Here is a 19,571-nt window from a genome sequence, read left to right on the forward strand (position 1 = left end):
GCGAAGTTTCTTACCAAATCCCTGTTTTACGTAGTAGAATAGAAGGCTTCTCTGGTTTTATTGGAGAAGCAGTGTTTTTCATTAATTCCGGGTTTTAATTTTCGTTAAAGCCCATAGACGGAACCAAGACTGTTTGCCTTTGGCCAATAAGTTGGGGATTAGAAATGATACAAACCGAAAGTAGATTGCAGGTCGCCGATAACACTGGCGCCAGTGAAGTTTTGTGCATCAAGGTATTGGGCGGCTCTAAGCGTCGTTACGCCAGTATTGGTGATGTCATTAAGGTGACTGTTAAGTCAGCCGCTCCACGTGGCCGTGTAAAAAAAGGTGATATTTATAACGCTGTTGTAGTGAGAACAGCTAAGGGTGTTCGCCGTCCAGACGGTTCATTGATTAAGTTCGATGCAAACGCTGCGGTATTGCTCAACGCTAAGTTAGAGCCAATTGGCACACGTATCTTTGGACCAGTTACACGCGAATTGCGTACTGAAAAGTTCATGAAGATCGTTTCTCTCGCCCCCGAAGTGATTTAAGAGGCTGATATGAAAAAGATTCGTAAAGGTGATTCCGTAGTTCTGTTGACTGGCCGTGATAAAGGCAAGCAAGGAACTGTTACAGCCATTCTCGATGAGAAGTTAGTCATCGAAGGCGTGAATATTTATAAAAAGAGCGTTAAGCCAAACCCAGCTGCTGGTGTAACCGGCGGCATGATTGACAAGACTATGCCTGTTCACATTTCTAATGTGGCTTTGGTTGACGGTAACGGCAAACCATCACGTGTTGGTATCAAACTCGTTGACGGTAAAAAACAGCGTTTCCTCAAAACCACTGGCGCGACATTAAGCGCATAAGGGGCACGGAGAAATTATGAGCACACGTTTTCAAGAACACTATCAACAAAAAGTTGTTGCTGATTTGATTACCAAGTTTGGTTACAAGTCTGTAATGGAAGTTCCACGTATCACCAAAGTGACCCTGAATATGGGCTTGGGCGATGCAGTGAACGACAAGAAAATTATCGAAAATGCAGTTGGCGATTTAACTAAAGTTGCAGGCCAAAAGCCAGTGGTGACTAAAGCTAAAAAAGCGATTGCTGGTTTCAAAATTCGTCAAGGCTACCCAATTGGTGCCATGGTGACATTGCGTGGTCAACGCATGTACGAATTCTTGGATCGTTTCGTGACTGTTGCATTACCACGCGTACGTGACTTCCGCGGCATTTCCGGCAAAGCATTTGACGGTCGTGGTAACTACAACATCGGCGTTAAAGAACAAATCATCTTCCCTGAAATCGAATACGACAAGATTGATGCCCTGCGTGGTCTCAATATCAGTATTACGACGACTGCTAAAACCGACGAAGAAGCAAAAGCTTTGTTGGCAGCATTCAAATTCCCTTTCCGCAATTAAGAGGCTAATGTGGCAAAACTATCCCTGATTGAGCGCGAGAATAAGCGCGCAAAAACTGTAGAGAAGTACGCTGTTAAGCGTGCTGAACTCAAAGCGATCATTGCTGATCAATCGCGCAGCGATGAAGAGCGCTATGAAGCTCGCTTGAAGCTACAGGCACTTCCACGTAATGCAAGCCCGATTCGTCAAAGAAATCGTTGTTCATTAACCGGTCGCCCACGTGGCACATTCCGTAAGTTCGGTTTGGCTCGTAGCAAGATTCGTGAAATCGCCTTCCGTGGCGAAATCCCCGGTTTAACCAAGGCCAGCTGGTAAGCGGCGAAAGAATTAGGAGAACTCATGAGTATCAGCGATCCAATCGCCGACATGTTGACCCGGATCCGCAATGCGCAAGCAGTGCAGAAGCCTTTGGTCGCAATGCCGTCGTCAAAAGTTAAAGTAGCTATTGCAAAAGTTTTGCAAGATGAAGGCTATATCGAAAGTTTCGAAATCAAAGGTGAAGCAGCTAAGCCTGTGCTCCACATTGATCTCAAATACTATGCAGGCCGTCCTGTCATCGAGCGTATTGACCGTGTATCTACACCAAGTCTACGTATCTATAAGGGACGTCATGACATTCCAGAAGTAATGAATGGCTTGGGCATTGCAATTATTTCAACCCCTCAAGGCGTAATGACAGACCGTAAAGCACGTGCAACAGGCGTGGGCGGCGAAGTTATTTGCTACGTAGCTTAAGGAGCGAAATATGTCCCGCGTAGGTAAATCACCAATTACAGTTCCTAAGGGCGCTGAAATCAGCATCAACGGTGCAAACATTACTGTTAATGGTCCTTTGGGCACATTGACACACAACTTGCATCCTGCTGTTGGTTTGAAACAAGCAGATGGCGTATTGACAGTAGTTGTCAACAACGACTCACCAGAAGCTGGTGCACAGTCAGGTACGGCACGTGCTTTGGTCAATAACATGGTTGTTGGCGTTACTGCTGGCTTTGAGCGCAAGCTCAGCTTGGTAGGTGTTGGTTATCGTGCCCAAGCCCAAGGCGAAACATTGAAGTTGCAACTTGGTTTCTCACACGACATTATTTACAACCTGCCAAAGGGCGTAAAAGCTGAGACTCCATCGCAAACTGAAATCATTATTAAAGGCTCCAACAAGCAGCAAGTTGGCCAGGTCGCAGCGGAAGTTCGCGCATACCGTTCACCAGAGCCATACAAAGGCAAAGGTGTTCGCTACGTGGATGAGGTTGTGCATCTGAAAGAAACTAAGAAGAAGTAAGCGAGATTAGAAAATGAATAAAGACGAATCCAGACAAAGACGTGCTCGGCAGACTCGTATTCGCATTGCCGAAGCAATGGCAAATCGCTTAACAGTCATCCGTAGCAATACTCATATTTCTGCTCAGGTATATAGCCCATGCGGAACCAAAGTTGTGGCAGCTGCTTCAACAATGGAAAAAGAATTGCGCCAAGCGATCAAAAACGGCGGCAACGCTGATGCAGCGAAACAAATCGGCAAGTTAGTTGCTGAGCGTGCTGTTAAGGCAGGCATTGTTGATGTTGCTTTTGATCGTTCTGGTCATCGTTACCACGGCCGTATTAAGGCCTTAGCTGAAGCTGCGCGTGAAGCCGGCCTGAAGTTCTAATAGGGTTTAGGAAAAAAACATGGCAAAAATGCAAACTAAGATGCAAAACGAAGAGCGTGATGATGGTCTTCGCGAGAAGATGATCGCTGTTAATCGTGTAACTAAAGTGGTTAAGGGTGGTCGTATTCTTGGCTTCGCCGCACTCACTGTAGTTGGCGATGGCGATGGCCGCATCGGCATGGGTAAAGGCAAATCAAAAGAAGTTCCAGTGGCTGTTCAAAAAGCAATGGATGAAGCTCGTCGCAAGATGATCAAAGTTTCCTTACGTAAAGGTACTTTGCAGCATACCGTTACTGGTCAACATGGCGCCTCACGCGTTTTGATTTCTCCTGCTAAAGACGGTACTGGAATTATTGCTGGCGGCCCAATGCGCGCAATTTTCGACGTAATGGGTGTAACCAACGTGGTTGCTAAGTCCCTGGGCTCTACAAACCCGTATAACTTGGTTCGCGCAACGATTGATGGTTTGAGCAAGATGAGTACTCCTGCTGAGATTGCTGCTAAGCGCGGTAAGTCAGTTGAAGAGATTCTCGGCTAAGACCAAAAGATTAGGACTCTACAAATGACAAAATCAAACTCCAAAGTCAAACTGCAATTAGTGCGCAGCTTGATCGGTACTCGTGAAAGCCACCGTGCAACTGTGCGTGGCTTAGGTCTTGGTCGTATTAATTCAGTTTCTGAATTGGAAGATACGCCAGCTGTTCGCGGCATGATTAATAAAGTTTCTTATCTAGTTAAAGTCGTTGGCTGATAACTAGCAAGTAAATAGGCGAAGAATATGGAACTCAATACACTCAAGCCCGCAGAGGGCTCCAAGAAAAACCGTCGTCGCGTAGGTCGCGGCATTGGTTCTGGTCTTGGTAAAACTGCTGGCCGTGGTCACAAAGGTCAAAAATCTCGTTCCGGCGGATTCCACAAGGTTGGATTCGAAGGTGGCCAGATGCCTATGTATCGTCGTTTGCCAAAACGCGGTTTCGTGTCTTTGACACGTCGTCATGTTGGCCAAATTACTTTGAGCGACTTAGCAAAAATCAACTTGCCAGAAGTGGACTTGTTGACACTGAAGGCTCATGGCTTTGCTGGCGAACAAATTAATGCAGTGAAGGTAATTAAGACTGGTGAAATCAAGATTGCTGTAACCCTTAAGGGCATTACAGCAACTGCTGGCGCAAAAGCAGCTATTGAAGCGGCTGGCGGCAAATTGGTTGAAGCAGCGTAATAGGTCTTTTTACTCAAAATGGCATTAGCACCTACCAATAACCCAGGCACTGCAACAGCAGGAGGCAAGTTTGGCGAATTACGTCAACGCTTGATTTTCTTGGTGTTGGCTTTGCTCGTGTTCCGTTTGGGTGCTCATATTCCAGTTCCAGGTATTGATCCAGACCAACTCGCACAGTTATTTGCTGGCCAAAAAGACGGTATCTTGGGAATGTTTAACTTGTTCTCAGGCGGTGCGTTATCTCGCTTTACTGTATTTGCCCTGGGAATCATGCCTTATATTTCTGCATCGATCATCATGCAGTTAATGACTATTGTTGTGCCATCATTAGAGTCTTTGAAAAAAGAAGGCCAAGCTGGTCAGCGCAAGATTACTCAGTACACCCGTTATGGCACTGTGCTTTTAGCAACCTTCCAGGCATTAGGAATCTCTGTTGCTTTGCAAGCTCAGCCAGGACTGGTAGTTAATCCAGGTTTGATGTTTGAAATCAATACTGTAGTGACTCTAGTAACTGGCACGATGTTCTTGATGTGGCTTGGCGAACAAATTACTGAGCGTGGTTTGGGTAACGGTATTTCCATCATTATTTTTGGCGGCATCGTCTCTGGTTTGCCAAACGCTTTAGCTAGCTTATTAGAGCTAGTTCGTACTGGCTCGATGAATATTATTTCTGCATTACTCATCGTTGTCATTTGCGTAGCAGTGACTTATTTTGTGGTATTCGTAGAGCGCGGTCAGCGTCGTATCTTAGTGAACTACGCTAAGCGCCAGGTTGGCAATAAGGTTTACGGTGGCCAATCTTCTTACTTCCCATTGAAGTTAAACATGGCAGGCGTTATTCCTCCAATTTTTGCGTCTTCAATTATTTTGTTCCCTGCAACGATTGCTGGCTGGTTTACTTCAGGTGAGCCAACCAATATGTTTAGCAGAATCATTAAAGACTTGGCAGCAACATTAGCTCCTGGCCAGCCTGTGTACACAATTTTGTATGCTGCTGCGATCATCTTCTTCTGTTTCTTCTACACCGCATTAGTATTTAACAGTCGTGAGACAGCAGATAACTTGAAGAAGAGCGGTGCATTTGTTCCGGGTATTCGTCCAGGCGATCAAACAGCACGATATATCGATAAGATCCTGGTGCGCTTAACTTTGGCTGGTGCAATTTACATGGTTTTGGTTTGTTTATTACCAGAATTTTTAGTGTTGAAGTACAACGTGCCGTTCTATTTTGGCGGTACTTCATTGTTGATTATTGTGGTTGTTGCAATGGATTTCATGGCTCAAGTTCAGTCATACGTGATGCAACAGCAGTACGGCTCTTTGATGAAAAAAGCCAACTTTAAGATGGGCGCTTAACTGAATGTCTAAAGACGATGTTATTCAGATGGCGGGAGAGATTATTGAGAATTTGCCGAACGCGATGTTTCGCGTGAAGCTAGAAAACGGACATGTGGTTCTAGGGCACATTTCTGGAAAGATGCGGATGCACTACATTCGTATTTTGCCGGGAGATAAGGTAACGGTGGAGATGACTCCTTACGACCTGACGCGCGCCAGAATCATTTTCCGAGCGAAGTAAAGATTAAGTAGTACCTATTTTTAAGAGGTGAGTTATGAAAGTTTTAGCATCCGTTAAGTGTATTTGCAGAAATTGCAAGATCATTAAGCGCAAACGCGTTGTGCGCGTGATCTGTTCTTCAGACGCACGTCATAAGCAGCGTCAAGGCTGATCTGGTTAATTAAGAGGAAATCTCATGGCACGTATCGCTGGGGTAAACATCCCAAATCATCAACATACTGTTATCGGTTTAACAGCAATTTTTGGCATTGGCACAACTCGTGCTCACAAAATTTGCCAAACCACAGGTGTTGCAATCGATAAAAAAGTTAAAGATCTTACTGACGCTGACTTGGAAAAGTTGCGTGATGAAGTAGGTAAGTTCATCACCGAAGGTGACCTTCGTCGTGAAGTAACTATGAGCATCAAGCGTTTGATGGACTTAGGTTGCTACCGTGGCGTGCGTCATCGTAAGGGCTTGCCTGTTCGTGGACAACGTACTAAGACCAATGCGCGTACCCGTAAGGGCCCTCGTAAGTCCGGCATCGCACTGAAGAAATAATCAAGAAAGTTTATTGACATGGCAAAACAACAATCCGCTTCCGCCGCTTCACAGCGCACTCGTAAGAAGGTTAAAAAGAACGTTGCTGACGGTATTGCACACGTTCATGCTTCTTTTAATAACACCATTATTACGATCACTGATCGTCAAGGAAATGCGCTTTCATGGGCAACTTCTGGCGGCCAAGGCTTCAAAGGCTCACGTAAGTCAACACCTTTTGCTGCTCAAGTAGCGGCTGAAGTTGCTGGTAAAGCTGCCGTTGAATGCGGTATCAAGAACTTGGAAGTTCAGATCAAAGGCCCAGGCCCAGGTCGTGAATCAGCAGTTCGTGCATTGAACTCATTGGGGATCAAGATCACTGAGATTCAAGACGTCACTCCAGTTCCTCACAACGGTTGCCGTCCTCCTAAGCGTCGTCGTATCTAAGCTAGGAAGTTGGCAGTACAAGTTTAGTAGTTTTTTATTAAAGCCCACCGTTCATCTGATTTAAAGGGTGAACTCACCGCCGGTCGCAAGACTGCGGCAAAGAAAGGAAAGCATCGTGGCACGTTACTTAGGGCCTAAGGCCAAATTAGCACGTCGGGAAGGTACCGACTTATTTTTAAAGAGCGCACGTCGCGCCCTGTCAGACAAGTGCAAGTTAGATACTAAGCCTGGTCAACATGGTCGTACATCTGGCTCAAGAACATCAGACTACGGTAATCAGTTGCGTGAAAAGCAAAAGGTTAAGCGTATCTATGGCGTATTAGAGCGTCAATTTCGTCGTTACTTCGCAGAAGCTGAGCGTCGTAAGGGCAATACTGGCGAAACATTGCTCCAATTGCTAGAGTCACGTCTCGACAACGTGGTGTATCGCATGGGCTTTGGTTCAACACGTGCTGAAGCACGTCAGTTAGTTTCTCATGGCGCCATCATGCTCAATGGCAGCGCAGTGAATATTCCATCCATCCAAGTTAAGCCTGGTGACGTGGTTGCTATTCGTGAAAAAGCGAAGAAGCAAGCGCGTATTACAGAATCACTCAATTTGGTTCAGCAAATGTCTGCAGTTACCTGGGTTTCAGTTGATGCGGCTAAGCTGGAAGGAACATTTAAGCAAGTGCCCGACCGCGAAGATATTAGCGGTGAAATTAATGAAAGTTTGATCGTCGAATTGTATTCACGCTAATTAGGCACTATCAAGGAAAAAATATGCAAACAAATTTGCTCAAGCCAAAAATTATTTCTGTTGAAGCGCTTTCCGCCAACCAAGCTAAGGTTGTTATGGAGCCGTTCGAGCGTGGCTATGGCCACACACTCGGAAATGCATTACGTCGCGTACTCTTGTCCTCGATGGTTGGTTATGCACCAACTGAAGTAGCTATTGCAGGTGTAGTTCATGAATATTCCACATTGGATGGCGTGCAAGAAGACGTTGTAAACCTCTTGCTCAACCTCAAGGGAATCGTATTTAAGTTGCAATCCCGTGACGAAGTCACTATCAATTTGCGTAAAGAAGGTCCAGGCGTTGTTACTGCAAAAGATATCGATTTGCCACATGATGTAGAAATTATCAATCCTGATCACGTGATCGCTCACTTGTCTGCTGGTGGCAAGTTAGATATGCAGATTAAGGTTGAAAAAGGTCGTGGTTATGTTCCTGGTAACGTGCGTCAATACAACGACGAGACTACTAAGATCATTGGCCGTATCGTATTGGATGCCTCATTTAGTCCAGTAAGCCGCGTTAGCTATGCTGTTGAATCTGCTCGTGTTGAGCAACGTACCGACCTCGATCGTCTCGTAATGACTATCGAAACAAACGGTGTATTGTCTCCTGAAGAAGCAATTCGTCAAGCGGCTAGCATCTTGGTGGATCAGTTAGTTGTATTCGCAGCTCTTGAGAGCAGTGAAGTGTCTGGTGATCTTGCACCAAGTCGCTCTTCAATGGTTGATCCAATGTTGATGCGTCCAGTTGATGATCTCGAACTCACAGTTCGCTCTGCAAACTGCTTGAAGGCTGAGAACATTTACTACATCGGTGACTTGATTCAACGTACAGAGAATGAATTGTTGAAGACGCCTAATTTGGGTCGTAAGTCTTTGAATGAAATCAAAGATGTATTGGCTGCTCGTGGCTTAAGTCTTGGCATGAAACTCGAAAGCTGGCCTCCAGCTAACCTCGAGAAATAATTAGAAAGGAAGCATCATGCGTCACGGAAACGGCTTACGCAAACTAAATAGAACATCTTCACATCGTCTGGCGATGTTGCGCAATATGTCCAATTCTCTTTTGGAGCATGAAGTGATTAAAACCACTTTGCCAAAAGCAAAAGAATTGCGCATGGTTGTTGAGCCTTTGATTACCTTGGGTAAAAAAGACAACTTAGCAAACCGTCGCTTGGCATTTAATCGCACTCGTGATCGCGATATCGTGGCTAAACTCTTCACAGAGCTCGGCCCACGTTACGCAACACGTCCAGGTGGCTATCTTCGTATTTTGAAGTTTGGCTTCCGTCATGGCGACAATGCGCCTATGGCATTGGTTGAGTTGGTTGACCGTCCAGAAGTTGAAGAAACAGCAGTTGTAGCTGAAGAGGCTTAAGTCTCTTAGATGCGCAAAAAGCCAGGCTTCGGTCTGGCTTTTTTCATTGATAGGTTTATAAATAAGGTATGCCTCAAAACCCCTCAGTTACCGCCCCTGTTAATCCCAATCAGCTTCTGGTGGTGGTCACAAGCCTGCCTAATATGGAGATTGCCAAAATCTTAGCTCGCGCTTTAGTGGAGCAAAAGATTGCTGCGTGCGTGCAACTGATTGATGGCGTCCATTCTATTTACCGCTGGGAAGGGAAGGTTTGTGAAGAACAAGAAATTCTTCTATCAGCGAAAACTATCAGTAGTAAATGGTCAGAGATCTCAAGCTTTATTCGAGCTCAACATCCTTATGACCTTCCCGAAATTCTGGCTTTTTCACCAGCACAATATGCACAGCAATACGGTGAGTGGGTAGAAGCTGAGGTAAATTCGAAGATATGAGAATGCAATCCTTTCTGAGAATAGTTATCACAGCACTTTCGCTGTTAATGACACCAGTTTTTGCTGCAACTGATTTTTTGCCACCAGAAAAAGCATTTCGGGTCGAGGCTACTTGGTTGGAAAACTCCAAGCAAGTTGAGATTGAGTTTATGCCTGCTAAGGGCTATTACCTCTATCAAGAATCACTCCAATTTCAAGTGGGAACTGAGCTCGGAAAGCTATATACAACAAGGCCTGCATTGCCAAAGGGTATAGAAAAGTTTGATGAAACTTTTCAGAAAAAACTGCAAGTGTATAAGCAGCCTTTTATCGTTCTATTAGATGTCAATCCAGCCCTTGGTAGGCCTATTCATATTGCGCTAAGTCTGCAAGGTTGTGCAGAGGCTGGTATTTGCTATCCACCGATGACCCTAAAATTTCTATTAGCAGGCCCTGGTGTTAGAGCAGCGCCAATACCTGAAGTGCTTGATGGGGCCCAGGCTGCTGTTAACACCCAAGCTGATTTGAGCTTGACTGATTTATGGCGCGAACGAGACGACGTTAATGCGATTACCCGTTTTTTAGAGGGCACATCAACTGGCTATTTATTTCTTGCTTTCTTTGTTTTAGGGCTCGCTTTAGCTTTTACGCCCTGTGTTTTGCCAATGCTGCCAATTCTCTCTAGTGTCATCTTCGGAACGCAGGGCGGTAAGGCGATCTCTAAGGGCCGTGCGAGCCTACTTGCACTTGCATATGTCTTGGGTATGGCCTTGGTGTATTCCTTGGCTGGGGTCCTCATGGCAGCCCTTGGCGGTAGTGTACAAAGGGCATTACAAAGTCCACTTGCACTAGCTGCCTTCGCAATCTTGCTACTAGCTTTGTCGGGTAGTCTGTTCGGCCTCTATGATCTACGATTGCCTCAGTCATGGCATCACCATATTGATCGTTTAGCTGGGCGCCAAAAGGGAGGTAGCGTTTTAGGTGCCTTTATCTTAGGTGGCATTTCTACTTTGGTTGCCAGCCCATGTATTACAGCGCCATTAGCAGGTGTTTTAGCGTTTATCGCCCAGACAGGTTCTATGAGTCTAGGCGCAGGATTGCTATTTGTGATGGCCTTAGGCATGGGCTTGCCACTCCTCTTTATTGCAATTGAGGCGCGTATTTTGATTCCCTCGACTGGTATCTGGATGGTCTGGTTACAGCGTACCTTGGGTGTCTTGTTGGTAGCTACCGCAGCGTGGATTGCCTCTCCTTTAATTCAGAAAAATGAACCTATTGGAGCTGTAAAAACAATCAATGGCCAACGCATCCATCAGGTAGGAGAGCTATCTTTTGTGGTGGTTCATTCACCAGCAGAATTAGATGCACAGCTTGCGAAAGCGCAGCAAGAAAAAAAATGGGTCTTGTTAGATTTCTATGCAGACTGGTGTATTAGTTGCAAAGAAATGGAAGTGAACACCTTTACAAATCCAGAGGTCAGTAAAGAATTGAAGCAGTTGGTGTTATTGCAAGCCGATGTTACTGCTAACAGCCCAGAAAATCAGGCGCTACTAAAACGTTTTGGATTATTTGGTCCCCCGGGGATTTTGATCTTTAACCCAAACTCAGAAGAACTAAAAGAGCAACGTGTGATTGGCTATATGCCGCCTCAGCGTTTCATTGAGCGTTTGCAAAAGTTGCTGCGGAACTAATCACGATGATCAAAATACACTCGTTTTATATTGCCTCTCAGGCCGGTGAGCCCATGATTAAAAGGGATACCGCGAGACTTAGTCCTAGCGAGGGAATTGAGGGCGATAGATACGCACTTGGTATCGGCGCATTCTCTGGCTCTGTTCCAGCAAAAATCAGGGATGTTTCTCTGATTGCGCTTTCAGGAATTGAGGCTGCTAACGAAGAGTTGGCGGCGGGCGGATTAAAGACCTATCTTCCGAGTGAAACAAGAAGAAATATCGTGATTGAGAGTGTGAGCGCAGAAGATCTCAATCAGTTAGTCGGAAGAGAATTTTTTCTGGGCTCAATTCGACTAAAAGCTACAGAATTATGTATCCCCTGTGAGCGCCCGGCGAGCTTAAGCAAGAAGTCTGATTTTATTTCTGCATTTAAAAACAGGGGTGGTATTAGAGCCCAAATTTTAGACTCTGGCCAAATCAGAATTGGCGATCAATTCAAAGAAGCTTCACCTACCTGATTTCATGAGTCTTGCTGCTTCCAGCGCAAAGTAAGTCAGCACACCATCGGCACCAGCACGTTTAAATGCAAGTAAAGATTCCATCATGACAGCATCGTGATCTAGCCAACCATTTTGTGCAGCAGCTTTGAGCATCGCGTATTCACCGCTCACTTGATAGGCATAAGTGGGGTAATCAAACTCTTCTCTCACGCGACGCACGATATCTAAATAAGGCATCCCAGGCTTGACCATGACCATATCTGCACCTTCGCTAATATCTAGTGCAACCTCCCGCAAAGCCTCGTCACCATTGGCGCAATCCATTTGATAGGTTTTCTTATCAGCCTTACCAAGATTCTTGGCGGAACCTACTGCATCTCTAAATGGGCCATAAAAGGCGGATGCATATTTGGCTGAGTACGCCATGATGCGCGTATGAATTAAATTCTTTTGCTCAAGTGCTTCCCGAATTTTTCCAATACGACCATCCATCATGTCTGATGGTGCAACGATATCGACACCAGCTTCTACTTGTGCAACTGCCTGCTTTACTAAGATCGCTGCAGTCTCATCATTCAGAATACGGCCTTGCTCATCGAGAACGCCATCTTGACCATGGCTTGTATACGGATCAAGCGCAACGTCCGTCATGATGCCTAAATTCGGGAAACGTTTTTTGAGTTCACGAACTGCATTAGGGATGAGGCCATTTGGATTGAATGCTTCTTTACCATCAGGTGTTTTTAACGAAGCATCTATTACTGGAAAAAGTGCTAGCACTGGAATACCCAGATCAACACACTCTTGCGCAACAGGCAATAACAAATCTAATGAAACACGATTGATGCCGGGCATGGAAGCAACAGCCTCAGATTTGCCTTGGCCTTCTAGTAAGAAAGCTGGATAGATCAAGTCGTTCGCAGACACGCTATTTTCTTGCATGAGTCGACGTGACCAATCATCGCGACGCATACGACGAGGGCGATGTTCTGGAAAGTTAAGTAAAGAGCTAGCTTGTGATTTCATCTTCATGGGTTTCTGCTTCAAATAGCCATTTAATAATTAAATTATCTGCCTCTTCAAGACCAATACGCTTGGTGCTTGAGAACAATTGTGCCGTAAGTTGCTTGGAGTCACCAGTGCCCTCTGGAAGCGCAGGGTCGTATTGTTGGAGTTGTTTGCGGACGGCTTCCAGAGCATGTTTACATTCGCTTTTATTGAGTTTGTCGCACTTACTGAGCAAGATATGAATCGGTTTGCCTGTTGGAACAAACCATTGAATCATTTGCTCATCAAGATCGGTAATGCTGCGCCGTGCATCGACAATCAGGACCATACCAACTAATTGCTCGCGCTCTTGTAAATAGTCACTGAGAAGGGCGTTCCAGTGGTATTTGGTCTCATGATTCACGGCGGCATAGCCATAGCCTGGTAAGTCTACTAAGTAGGCTAAAAGGTCGTCTTTTGAGAAAAGACCAAAATAGTTGATGTGTTGGGTCCGACCAGGGGTCTTACTGGCAAAAGCAAGCCTTTTTTGATTACAAAGGACGTTAATTGCGCTCGATTTACCCGCATTTGAGCGACCAGCAAAGGCTACCTCACGCAGGGGTGTGGCAGGCAGGCAATGGGTGTCATTGACTGTGGTGGCGAATCGGGCTTGAAAGAGTTTAGACATGTCCTGAAGCTATTGTAAAATCACGCCAAATAATGAAATATCTCATGGTGTTGGGTAAAAAGGTTGTAAATGTAGGGCCCAAACACTTTTAGGAATTTTTGCCAAGGTAAACATAATGCGTCAAACCTCCCAAATCTCCAAATTCACTAGCTTGCGTGCTGGTTTTGTAGCCCTTTCCATTTTCGCCCTAGTTGGCGCTTCTGGCGTGGCAATTGCAGCTGATGCTGCACCTATGGCTCCAGCTACTGAAGCTAAGGCTGCGGTTCCAGGCAAGCCAAAAACTGATCCAGCTGTTGGTGAGGCTTTATATTCAAACGGCGATGCAACGCGTGGCGTTACTGCCTGTATCACTTGCCATGGCCCTAAAGGCCAAAGCGCAGTCGGTGCATGGCCAAAACTCTCTGCTCAGCATGCTGCCTATACAGCCAAGCAGTTGAAGAATTTTAAAGAAGGTAGTCGTGCTAACCCAATCATGATGGGTATGGCTGCCACTTTGACCGAACAAGATATGCAAAATATTGCTGCCTATTTAGCTAAGCAATCGATTTCACAAGGTGTTGCACAGAACAAAGACACGATTGAGTTAGGTCAAAGTATTTATCGTGGCGGTATTGCAGCAAAAGGTGTTCCTGCTTGTGCAGCATGCCACAGCCCAACGGGTGCTGGTATTCCTGCGCAGTATCCGCTCTTGGGTGGCCAGTGGGCTGAATACACCAATGCACAGTTGCTCGCTTTCCGCGAAGGTGTTCGTAAAAATAGCAGCCAGATGACAACGATTGCTACTAAGTTGTCTGATCAAGAAATGAAAGCGGTTGCTGACTACATGGCTGGTTTGCACTAAGTTATTTTCCAAGCTTTAAATAAAAACCCCGCTCATGTAGCGGGGTTTTTATTTGTCCAACACTTTTAAAGCAGTAGTAATTTTTCTCGTGAATTATTTTGGTAAAACACTTTCGCTTGCAAACAAGTCCATCGTTTTTTCACGAGCACGAATTACATAAGCATTCTTTCCATCAACCATAATCTCTGCTGGTTTGGGGCGCGTATTGTAGTTCGAGGCCATCACAAATCCATAAGCACCAGCAGAAAGAATAGCCAGAAGATCACCCTCTTCAACGGCAAGGTGGCGATCTCTTCCAAGCCAATCACCTGATTCGCATACGGGACCCACGATGTCATAAGTGAGTCCCTTGGCTTCTTTAGCTTGTACTGGAACGATGCCATGGTGAGCCTCATACAGGGCAGGGCGCATGAGTTCAGTCATGGCTGCGTCAACGATGCAAAAGTTTTTCTCAGCACCGGGCTTGAGGTATTCAACGGTAGTCAAAAGCACGCCAGCATTGCCTACTAGGGATCTGCCAGGCTCAAGGACAACATCTAAATGCCCAAACCCGCGTTCTGCTACTCGATTTAATAAGGTATTAGTGAAGTCGGTGATATCAGGAGGCGTTTCATCACTATAGGAAATTCCGAGGCCACCACCGAGATCAAGATGATGAATAACGATGCCTTCTTTTTTCAGTTGCGCTACCAGATCCAATACTTTATCAAGCGCATCTAGGTAAGGCGCAGTCGTGGTGATTTGAGAGCCAATATGACAATCAATTCCAACGACATCAATTTGAGAGAGCTGTGCCGCTTCACGATAAGTTTTTAATACTTCGTGATACGCGATGCCAAACTTATTTCCTTTTAAACCGGTAGAGATATAGGGATGTGTTTGCGCATCGACATCAGGATTGACGCGTAAGGAAATCGGGGCACGTAACTTAAGTTCGGTTGCAACGTGATTAATTTTGTGAAGTTCAGCAATCGATTCTACATTGATGCATTTGACACCAGCTTTGAGTGCAGTTGCAATTTCAGAAGCGGATTTACCAACGCCAGCAAATACCAAGCTCTTAGGGTCTGCGCCAATCGCTAATGCACGAGCTAATTCGCCTCCACTAACCAAATCAAAACCGGCACCAAGTTGTTTAAAGCAATCAATGACGGCTAAATTACTGTTGGCCTTCATGGCGTAGTGAACGCGTGCGCGACGATTACCTTTGTTATCCATGCAAGCTTTGTCGTACGCTTGGTATGCCTCAGTCAGTGCTTTTTTACTGTAAACGTAAAGTGGGGTACCAAATTCTTTTGCTAAATCTGCCAGCGCAATGTCTTCGGCATACCAATTACCACTACGTTCAGTAAATCCAGATAATTTAGGAAGAGGAATTACTTTGCTTGTCATTGCTGGACCGATGATGAAGTGGCGGGTGGCGGGTATAGTTTGCCCTTAGGCTCAGGCTCAGAAGGGGCTGTAGGAGCAGGCGGCACATTTGGTATGAACAGGGGACCTCTAACCCCACATCCCACAAGGGATATTAGGAGGCTAATACCAAGGGCTCTGTTAAGAATCGCTATCATGAATGTCTCTAAAACGAATGATTGAATATAGCATGCAGGACTCTGTTATGAATCCAAATAATTCAGGTGTGGAAACCATTGATGACAAGCAGTTTTACCAGTTGGGCAGCAATCTATTGCAGTCGATCGAAGTGGCGTTAGAGTCTGCCGATGATGAGTTGGATCTCGATCTGGATGTGGAGCGCCAAGGAGGCAATGTCATCAATATTCGGTTTCGGGATAAAAGCGTGATTGTGGTCAATACCCAAGCCCCGCTCCATGAAATTTGGGTAGCTGCGAAATCAGGCGGATATCACTATCGCTGGGCAGGAACCATGTCGCAGCCCCTATGGCTGGACACTAAGACTGGCAAAGAGCTTTTGAGCGATCTTTCAGAATTTGCTAGCACCCAAGCGGGGCAGCCAGTCAAGATTCAACTAATTAAGGTTTAAGCAGCCCCAGTTGCTATTAAGGTATCAATAACCTGTGCATCTGGCACGCTTTTAATTTGCGCCTTGCCAATTTTTTCTAGAACTACGTAGCGGATTTGCCCTCCCTCCGTTTTTTTATCAACTTGCATGAGTTCCATATAACGCTCAGCACCAAATTTTGGCGGAGCGATTGGAAGATTCATTGACTGAATAATGTTGGTTAGACGTTCAGCCTCTGCCTTGGTAATGAAATTGAGTCGGCAAGATAAGTCTGCACCAAGCACCATGCCACATCCAACCGCTTCACCATGTAACCATTCACCGTAACCCATGCCTGCCTCAATCGCATGACCAAAGGTATGCCCAAAGTTCAAGGTAGCACGAATGCCACATTCTCTCTCGTCAGCAGAAACCACTGCAGATTTAATTTCACAAGAACGCAGGACTGCATGACCCATTGCAGCGGTATCACAGTCTAGTAATGATTTTGCATTTGCTTCAATCCAATCTAAAAATTGAGAATCCGCAATCGCACCATGTTTCACTACTTCAGCAAGTCCTGCAGATAGTTCTCGTGGTGGCAGTGTCTTCAAAGTATTCAGGTCAGCAATGACGGCAACCGGCTGATGAAAGGCGCCAATCATGTTTTTACCTAAAGGATGATTGATGCCCGTTTTGCCGCCAACGGAAGAATCTACTTGAGCTAAAAGAGTGGTGGGTACTTGAATAAAGCGAATACCACGCATGAAGCTAGCAGCTGCGAAGCCAGTCATATCTCCAATCACGCCACCACCCAAAGCTACTAACATGGTTTGACGATCGGCGCCGAATTTTAGAAGGTCATCAAAAATCAATTGGAGATTTTTCCAATCTTTGTATGACTCACCATCTGGCAGGGTGATAGTTCTTACTGGCTTACCAAAAGTTTCTAAAGTTTTGGTAAGGCGCTGGGCATATAGGGGGGCCACTGTTGTATTAGTGACGATGTAAATCGAGCTTGATTTTTCGCAGGCGCTAAATAACTGGGGCTGATCAATTAAGTCAGTGCCAATGTAAATTGGATAGCTGCGATTACCAAGATCAACTTCAAGTGTTTTCATCATAAATTTCAAGTGGAAAGTTCAAGTTGCATGATTAAGGTGTTCACCAGCTGATTGACGCTGGGCTTACCAGTTTCAATGACATGATCAGCAATCTCGCGATATAAAGGATCACGAATGACGTATAAATTTTCTAGAATTTTTTTTGCATCCCCGTTGAGAAGCAGGGGGCGACCTTCCCCACTCTTAGTACGATGCCATAATTCAATCGGATTAGCATGTAGATAAATGACAGTGCCTTGTTCACTCAGGGCCTTGCGATTCTCTGGCAGCAATACAGCGCCACCACCAGTAGCAAGCACGATATTTTTTTCATTCGTGACCTCACGGATGGCTTGAGCTTCGCGCTTGCGAAAGCCTTCTTCACCTTCCATCTCAAAGATGACGGGAATTTTTACACCACAACGCTCTTCAATAACATGATCAGCATCTAAAAATCGACGCCCTAATTTTTTTGCTAGAACTTTACCAACGGTCGACTTTCCGGCGCCCATGAGGCCGATTAGAAAGATATTGTTCGTTATAGAGTTCACCCTATGATTTTATTAGGGTTTATCTAGAACGGTAGGGGTTAGGAAGACTAGGAGTTCAGTTTTATCTTTTAATTTGGATTTATGGCGAAATAAATGGCCAATCAGGGGAATATCTCCCAATAGAGGCACCTTGACCTCATCCTCTCTCTCAGTTGTCTGAAAGATCCCGCCAATAATCGCGGTGCCACCATTCTCAACGGTGACTTCGGAACTGAGGCTTTTGGTATCGATGGCATAACCCTGCTCTGTTTTCATACCAATAGTGTCTTTATTAATCCCTACCAACATAGAAATTTTTCCATCAGGGTGGATTTTGGGTAAAACCTCTAAACGCAAGTTGGCTTTTCTGAACTGCAGCTTGCTACCATTTTGTGAGGTGGTTTGGTATGGCAGTTCGGTTCCTTGCTCAATTGTGGCCTTCACCTGATCTCCGGTCATGATGCGCGGATTAGAGAGAATCTTGCCCTGACCTTCTGACTCGAGTGCTGAGAGCTCTATCTGTAAAAGGCGGCTAGCGTTCTTAGAAACTAAGGTTGCCGCCACTGCTGCGGGGTTAAAGCCATTTAAGCCGGTGCCAGCCAAATCAAAGCTACTACTAATTTTGTTATCTGGAATTCCGCCCAGAGAATTTACTTGGTAACCCAGTTTGGCGCCAAGCTCACGGGCAAAGCGCTCATCCGCTTCTACAATGCGAGCCTCAATCAAGATCTGTTGTGGACTATTGATGTGATCCCCGCCAAAAGGAAGTGCAGCATCTTCGCGGCGATATTTCTGAAATGCAGCAATTTCCGCATGTGGACCAATCCAGTAGATGTCACCATTTCTGACTAAGCGCAAACCTCGGCTAGCCAAAATGGAGTGGAGGGCAGTTTGCCAAGGCGTGTTGTGAAGATCGACCGTGATCTTGCCTTTAATGGATTCGCTTAATAAAAAATTGGTGCTGCCAAGTTTTGCAAGAATTTGTAAAAGCTCAACCACATCAATATCAGTAAATTGCAAACTGATAGGCACTTCCAGCTCCTTATTTTGCACAAGCGTTCCAGATGCGGGGGTGCTTAAAACAATCGTCAATAGGACTAGGCATAGGATGTGGTTTTTGAGTGGAAAGATCATTCAGTTTTGGCGGGTTTGAGAGTAAAAGATTTACCTTGAGAATGGGTAAGGATGGCAAGCTCTTTATCGAGCTGGCTAAGCCTCCAATCACCCAGTGCGAGTGATCCTTTTTCAAGCATGACCGTTCCTTTCCCATTATGGAAAAAGGCTCGCTGGGATGAGCCAATTTGGCTAAGTCCTAAGTAACGCCAACGGCGAAGTTCAGCCTCGAAAGGAATTGTTTGAGGTTTAGGTTTTGTGGTTATTGAAGGCTTATTGTGGTTTAATGAGTGAATACTTACTTCTAATAAATCAATTGCATCATATAGCTCATCCTCAATTACTAGAATTTCTTCACGTACATTAGCCAATTCTTTTTTGAGTTCTGAAATCTGGTTTTGTGCCATTGCTAGATTCGATTCCTCAGAGGCTTGCGAAGAACCGTAGGCAGTAAATAAGACAATCCCTAGACCAATTAGGCCGACAACCACTGCAATTAATATGCCAATTTTCTTGAGATCAGCTACAGCTGGAATCTGACTTGGGACCTGTGCTTTTGGCTGGGTTTTGGGGCTACCAGATTTACGGATTCCATGGGGGTCTGGGATTGCAGGATCATCCCCAAGTTCAGTCAAAATTTCATCAAAGGACTGCGGGGATATTTGGCGTGAAGGCATGCCCATATTCTGAGAATGTGGGAGACAAAAAACTATCAGCCTTTATTGAACTAGTGGTCGGAAAATGAGGGTTTTGGAGCTTTCGGTGGAATTGCCTAGGCACCCTATAATTTAAG

The 19,571-nt window shown here is 45.4% G+C and carries 31 protein-coding genes; 23 read left to right on the top strand and 8 right to left on the bottom strand.

The genetic code is table 11. From position 1 onward, the window contains the following. The first annotated feature begins 164 nt into the window (after nucleotides 1-164). The 21 genes from rplN to C2756_RS00470 all read left to right on the top strand — a co-directional run bounded on the left by rplN (nucleotide 165) and on the right by C2756_RS00470 (nucleotide 11,577). On the top strand, nucleotides 165-533 hold the full coding sequence (rplN, locus tag C2756_RS00370) for a 50S ribosomal protein L14 (RefSeq protein ID WP_087908804.1): 369 nt from the start codon (nucleotides 165-167) through the stop codon (nucleotides 531-533). Nucleotides 534-542: 9 nt separating this feature from the next. Continuing rightward, nucleotides 543-851: a 50S ribosomal protein L24 gene (rplX, locus tag C2756_RS00375; protein WP_215296103.1), complete on the top strand. Its 309-nt coding sequence runs from the start codon at nucleotides 543-545 to the stop codon at nucleotides 849-851. A gap of 16 nt (nucleotides 852-867) precedes the next feature. Further along, nucleotides 868-1,410 carry a 50S ribosomal protein L5 gene (rplE, locus tag C2756_RS00380; RefSeq protein ID WP_215296104.1) on the top strand — a complete coding sequence of 181 codons (543 nt, stop codon included), beginning with the start codon at nucleotides 868-870 and terminating at the stop codon, nucleotides 1,408-1,410. Nucleotides 1,411-1,419: 9 nt separating this feature from the next. Further along, the gene (gene rpsN / locus C2756_RS00385) at nucleotides 1,420-1,725 is read left to right on the top strand and encodes a 30S ribosomal protein S14 (RefSeq protein WP_011901913.1); all 306 of its coding nucleotides are present in this window, start codon (nucleotides 1,420-1,422) and stop codon (nucleotides 1,723-1,725) included. Nucleotides 1,726-1,749: 24 nt separating this feature from the next. After that, complete coding sequence (gene rpsH / locus C2756_RS00390; protein WP_215296105.1) at nucleotides 1,750-2,145, top strand: 30S ribosomal protein S8; 396 nt, start codon at nucleotides 1,750-1,752, stop codon at nucleotides 2,143-2,145. Nucleotides 2,146-2,155: 10 nt separating this feature from the next. Continuing rightward, the gene (gene rplF / locus C2756_RS00395) at nucleotides 2,156-2,689 is read left to right on the top strand and encodes a 50S ribosomal protein L6 (RefSeq protein ID WP_215319468.1); all 534 of its coding nucleotides are present in this window, start codon (nucleotides 2,156-2,158) and stop codon (nucleotides 2,687-2,689) included. A 13-nt stretch (nucleotides 2,690-2,702) separates the two neighbouring features. After that, nucleotides 2,703-3,056, top strand: coding sequence for a 50S ribosomal protein L18 (gene rplR / locus C2756_RS00400; RefSeq protein ID WP_215296107.1), 354 nt, complete (start codon nucleotides 2,703-2,705; stop codon nucleotides 3,054-3,056). Between the two features lie 19 nt (nucleotides 3,057-3,075). Then, nucleotides 3,076-3,594 (top strand): 30S ribosomal protein S5, encoded by a 519-nt coding sequence (rpsE, locus tag C2756_RS00405; protein ID WP_068947703.1) that lies wholly within the window; start codon nucleotides 3,076-3,078, stop codon nucleotides 3,592-3,594. 24 nt (nucleotides 3,595-3,618) lie between these two features. Continuing rightward, nucleotides 3,619-3,807 carry a 50S ribosomal protein L30 gene (rpmD, locus tag C2756_RS00410; protein ID WP_215296108.1) on the top strand — a complete coding sequence of 63 codons (189 nt, stop codon included), beginning with the start codon at nucleotides 3,619-3,621 and terminating at the stop codon, nucleotides 3,805-3,807. 27 nt (nucleotides 3,808-3,834) lie between these two features. Then, a complete protein-coding gene (gene rplO / locus C2756_RS00415; RefSeq protein ID WP_215319469.1) occupies nucleotides 3,835-4,275 on the top strand; it encodes a 50S ribosomal protein L15 in 441 nt (146 codons plus the stop codon). 18 nt (nucleotides 4,276-4,293) lie between these two features. Beyond that, nucleotides 4,294-5,631 (top strand): preprotein translocase subunit SecY, encoded by a 1,338-nt coding sequence (gene secY / locus C2756_RS00420; RefSeq protein WP_215296110.1) that lies wholly within the window; start codon nucleotides 4,294-4,296, stop codon nucleotides 5,629-5,631. Between the two features lie 4 nt (nucleotides 5,632-5,635). Next, a complete protein-coding gene (gene infA / locus C2756_RS00425; RefSeq protein WP_015420252.1) occupies nucleotides 5,636-5,854 on the top strand; it encodes a translation initiation factor IF-1 in 219 nt (72 codons plus the stop codon). 34 nt (nucleotides 5,855-5,888) lie between these two features. Then, nucleotides 5,889-6,005: a 50S ribosomal protein L36 gene (rpmJ, locus tag C2756_RS00430; protein ID WP_012357167.1), complete on the top strand. Its 117-nt coding sequence runs from the start codon at nucleotides 5,889-5,891 to the stop codon at nucleotides 6,003-6,005. A gap of 24 nt (nucleotides 6,006-6,029) precedes the next feature. After that, nucleotides 6,030-6,395 carry a 30S ribosomal protein S13 gene (rpsM, locus tag C2756_RS00435; RefSeq protein ID WP_215296111.1) on the top strand — a complete coding sequence of 122 codons (366 nt, stop codon included), beginning with the start codon at nucleotides 6,030-6,032 and terminating at the stop codon, nucleotides 6,393-6,395. An 18-nt stretch (nucleotides 6,396-6,413) separates the two neighbouring features. After that, entirely contained in the window at nucleotides 6,414-6,821 is a 408-nt protein-coding gene (gene rpsK / locus C2756_RS00440) for a 30S ribosomal protein S11 (protein WP_088525623.1), read from the top strand. A 115-nt stretch (nucleotides 6,822-6,936) separates the two neighbouring features. Further along, complete coding sequence (rpsD, locus tag C2756_RS00445; protein ID WP_173954863.1) at nucleotides 6,937-7,560, top strand: 30S ribosomal protein S4; 624 nt, start codon at nucleotides 6,937-6,939, stop codon at nucleotides 7,558-7,560. 23 nt (nucleotides 7,561-7,583) lie between these two features. Then, nucleotides 7,584-8,564 (top strand): DNA-directed RNA polymerase subunit alpha, encoded by a 981-nt coding sequence (gene rpoA, locus C2756_RS00450; protein ID WP_215319470.1) that lies wholly within the window; start codon nucleotides 7,584-7,586, stop codon nucleotides 8,562-8,564. 16 nt (nucleotides 8,565-8,580) lie between these two features. Then, on the top strand, nucleotides 8,581-8,976 hold the full coding sequence (rplQ, locus tag C2756_RS00455; protein WP_087908811.1) for a 50S ribosomal protein L17: 396 nt from the start codon (nucleotides 8,581-8,583) through the stop codon (nucleotides 8,974-8,976). A gap of 68 nt (nucleotides 8,977-9,044) precedes the next feature. Next, nucleotides 9,045-9,407 carry a divalent-cation tolerance protein CutA gene (cutA, locus tag C2756_RS00460; RefSeq protein WP_215319471.1) on the top strand — a complete coding sequence of 121 codons (363 nt, stop codon included), beginning with the start codon at nucleotides 9,045-9,047 and terminating at the stop codon, nucleotides 9,405-9,407. A 2-nt stretch (nucleotides 9,408-9,409) separates the two neighbouring features. Then, a complete protein-coding gene (gene dsbD / locus C2756_RS00465) occupies nucleotides 9,410-11,077 on the top strand; it encodes a protein-disulfide reductase DsbD (protein ID WP_256437779.1) in 1,668 nt (555 codons plus the stop codon). Nucleotides 11,078-11,082: 5 nt separating this feature from the next. Beyond that, nucleotides 11,083-11,577, top strand: coding sequence for an MOSC domain-containing protein (locus tag C2756_RS00470; protein ID WP_215319473.1), 495 nt, complete (start codon nucleotides 11,083-11,085; stop codon nucleotides 11,575-11,577). On the opposite strand, the gene hemB is transcribed toward C2756_RS00470, so the two are convergent. Then, nucleotides 11,566-12,585 carry a porphobilinogen synthase gene (gene hemB, locus C2756_RS00475; protein ID WP_215320698.1) on the bottom strand — a complete coding sequence of 340 codons (1,020 nt, stop codon included), beginning with the start codon at nucleotides 12,583-12,585 and terminating at the stop codon, nucleotides 11,566-11,568. The genes C2756_RS00470 and hemB overlap by 12 nt on opposite strands. Next, the gene (yihA, locus tag C2756_RS00480) at nucleotides 12,569-13,234 is read right to left on the bottom strand and encodes a ribosome biogenesis GTP-binding protein YihA/YsxC (protein ID WP_215319474.1); all 666 of its coding nucleotides are present in this window, start codon (nucleotides 13,232-13,234) and stop codon (nucleotides 12,569-12,571) included. The genes hemB and yihA overlap by 17 nt, the downstream gene beginning before the upstream one ends. Nucleotides 13,235-13,349: 115 nt before the next feature. Here yihA and C2756_RS00485 point away from each other — a divergent pair, with 115 nt between their 5' ends. Further along, complete coding sequence (locus C2756_RS00485; protein WP_215319475.1) at nucleotides 13,350-14,075, top strand: cytochrome c; 726 nt, start codon at nucleotides 13,350-13,352, stop codon at nucleotides 14,073-14,075. A gap of 93 nt (nucleotides 14,076-14,168) precedes the next feature. Here the strand turns inward: C2756_RS00485 and lysA are convergent, their stop codons facing one another. Beyond that, entirely contained in the window at nucleotides 14,169-15,467 is a 1,299-nt protein-coding gene (gene lysA, locus C2756_RS00490; RefSeq protein ID WP_251372074.1) for a diaminopimelate decarboxylase, read from the bottom strand. Then, a complete protein-coding gene (locus tag C2756_RS11180; protein WP_223146553.1) occupies nucleotides 15,464-15,643 on the bottom strand; it encodes a lipoprotein in 180 nt (59 codons plus the stop codon). The genes lysA and C2756_RS11180 overlap by 4 nt, the downstream gene beginning before the upstream one ends. A gap of 47 nt (nucleotides 15,644-15,690) precedes the next feature. Between C2756_RS11180 and cyaY the strand changes: the two genes are divergently transcribed. Beyond that, nucleotides 15,691-16,074, top strand: a complete 384-nt coding sequence (gene cyaY / locus C2756_RS00495; RefSeq protein ID WP_215319476.1) for an iron donor protein CyaY — start codon at nucleotides 15,691-15,693, stop codon at nucleotides 16,072-16,074. Here cyaY and aroB read toward each other — a convergent pair. Genes aroB through C2756_RS00515 form a run of 4 tightly spaced genes read right to left on the bottom strand, consistent with a single transcriptional unit; the run spans nucleotide 16,071 to nucleotide 19,455 of the window. After that, the gene (aroB, locus tag C2756_RS00500; protein ID WP_251372125.1) at nucleotides 16,071-17,153 is read right to left on the bottom strand and encodes a 3-dehydroquinate synthase; all 1,083 of its coding nucleotides are present in this window, start codon (nucleotides 17,151-17,153) and stop codon (nucleotides 16,071-16,073) included. The genes cyaY and aroB overlap by 4 nt on opposite strands. An 8-nt stretch (nucleotides 17,154-17,161) precedes the next feature. Then, the gene (locus C2756_RS00505; RefSeq protein WP_215296120.1) at nucleotides 17,162-17,686 is read right to left on the bottom strand and encodes a shikimate kinase; all 525 of its coding nucleotides are present in this window, start codon (nucleotides 17,684-17,686) and stop codon (nucleotides 17,162-17,164) included. Nucleotides 17,687-17,698: 12 nt separating this feature from the next. Then, complete coding sequence (locus C2756_RS00510; RefSeq protein ID WP_251372075.1) at nucleotides 17,699-18,799, bottom strand: secretin and TonB N-terminal domain-containing protein; 1,101 nt, start codon at nucleotides 18,797-18,799, stop codon at nucleotides 17,699-17,701. Next, the gene (locus tag C2756_RS00515) at nucleotides 18,796-19,455 is read right to left on the bottom strand and encodes a hypothetical protein (RefSeq protein ID WP_215319478.1); all 660 of its coding nucleotides are present in this window, start codon (nucleotides 19,453-19,455) and stop codon (nucleotides 18,796-18,798) included. The genes C2756_RS00510 and C2756_RS00515 overlap by 4 nt, the downstream gene beginning before the upstream one ends. Between the last annotated feature and the right edge of the window lie 116 nt (nucleotides 19,456-19,571).

It is taken from the genome of Polynucleobacter sp. UB-Siik-W21 (assembly GCF_018687415.1).
Taxonomy (GTDB): Bacteria; Pseudomonadota; Gammaproteobacteria; order Burkholderiales; family Burkholderiaceae; genus Polynucleobacter.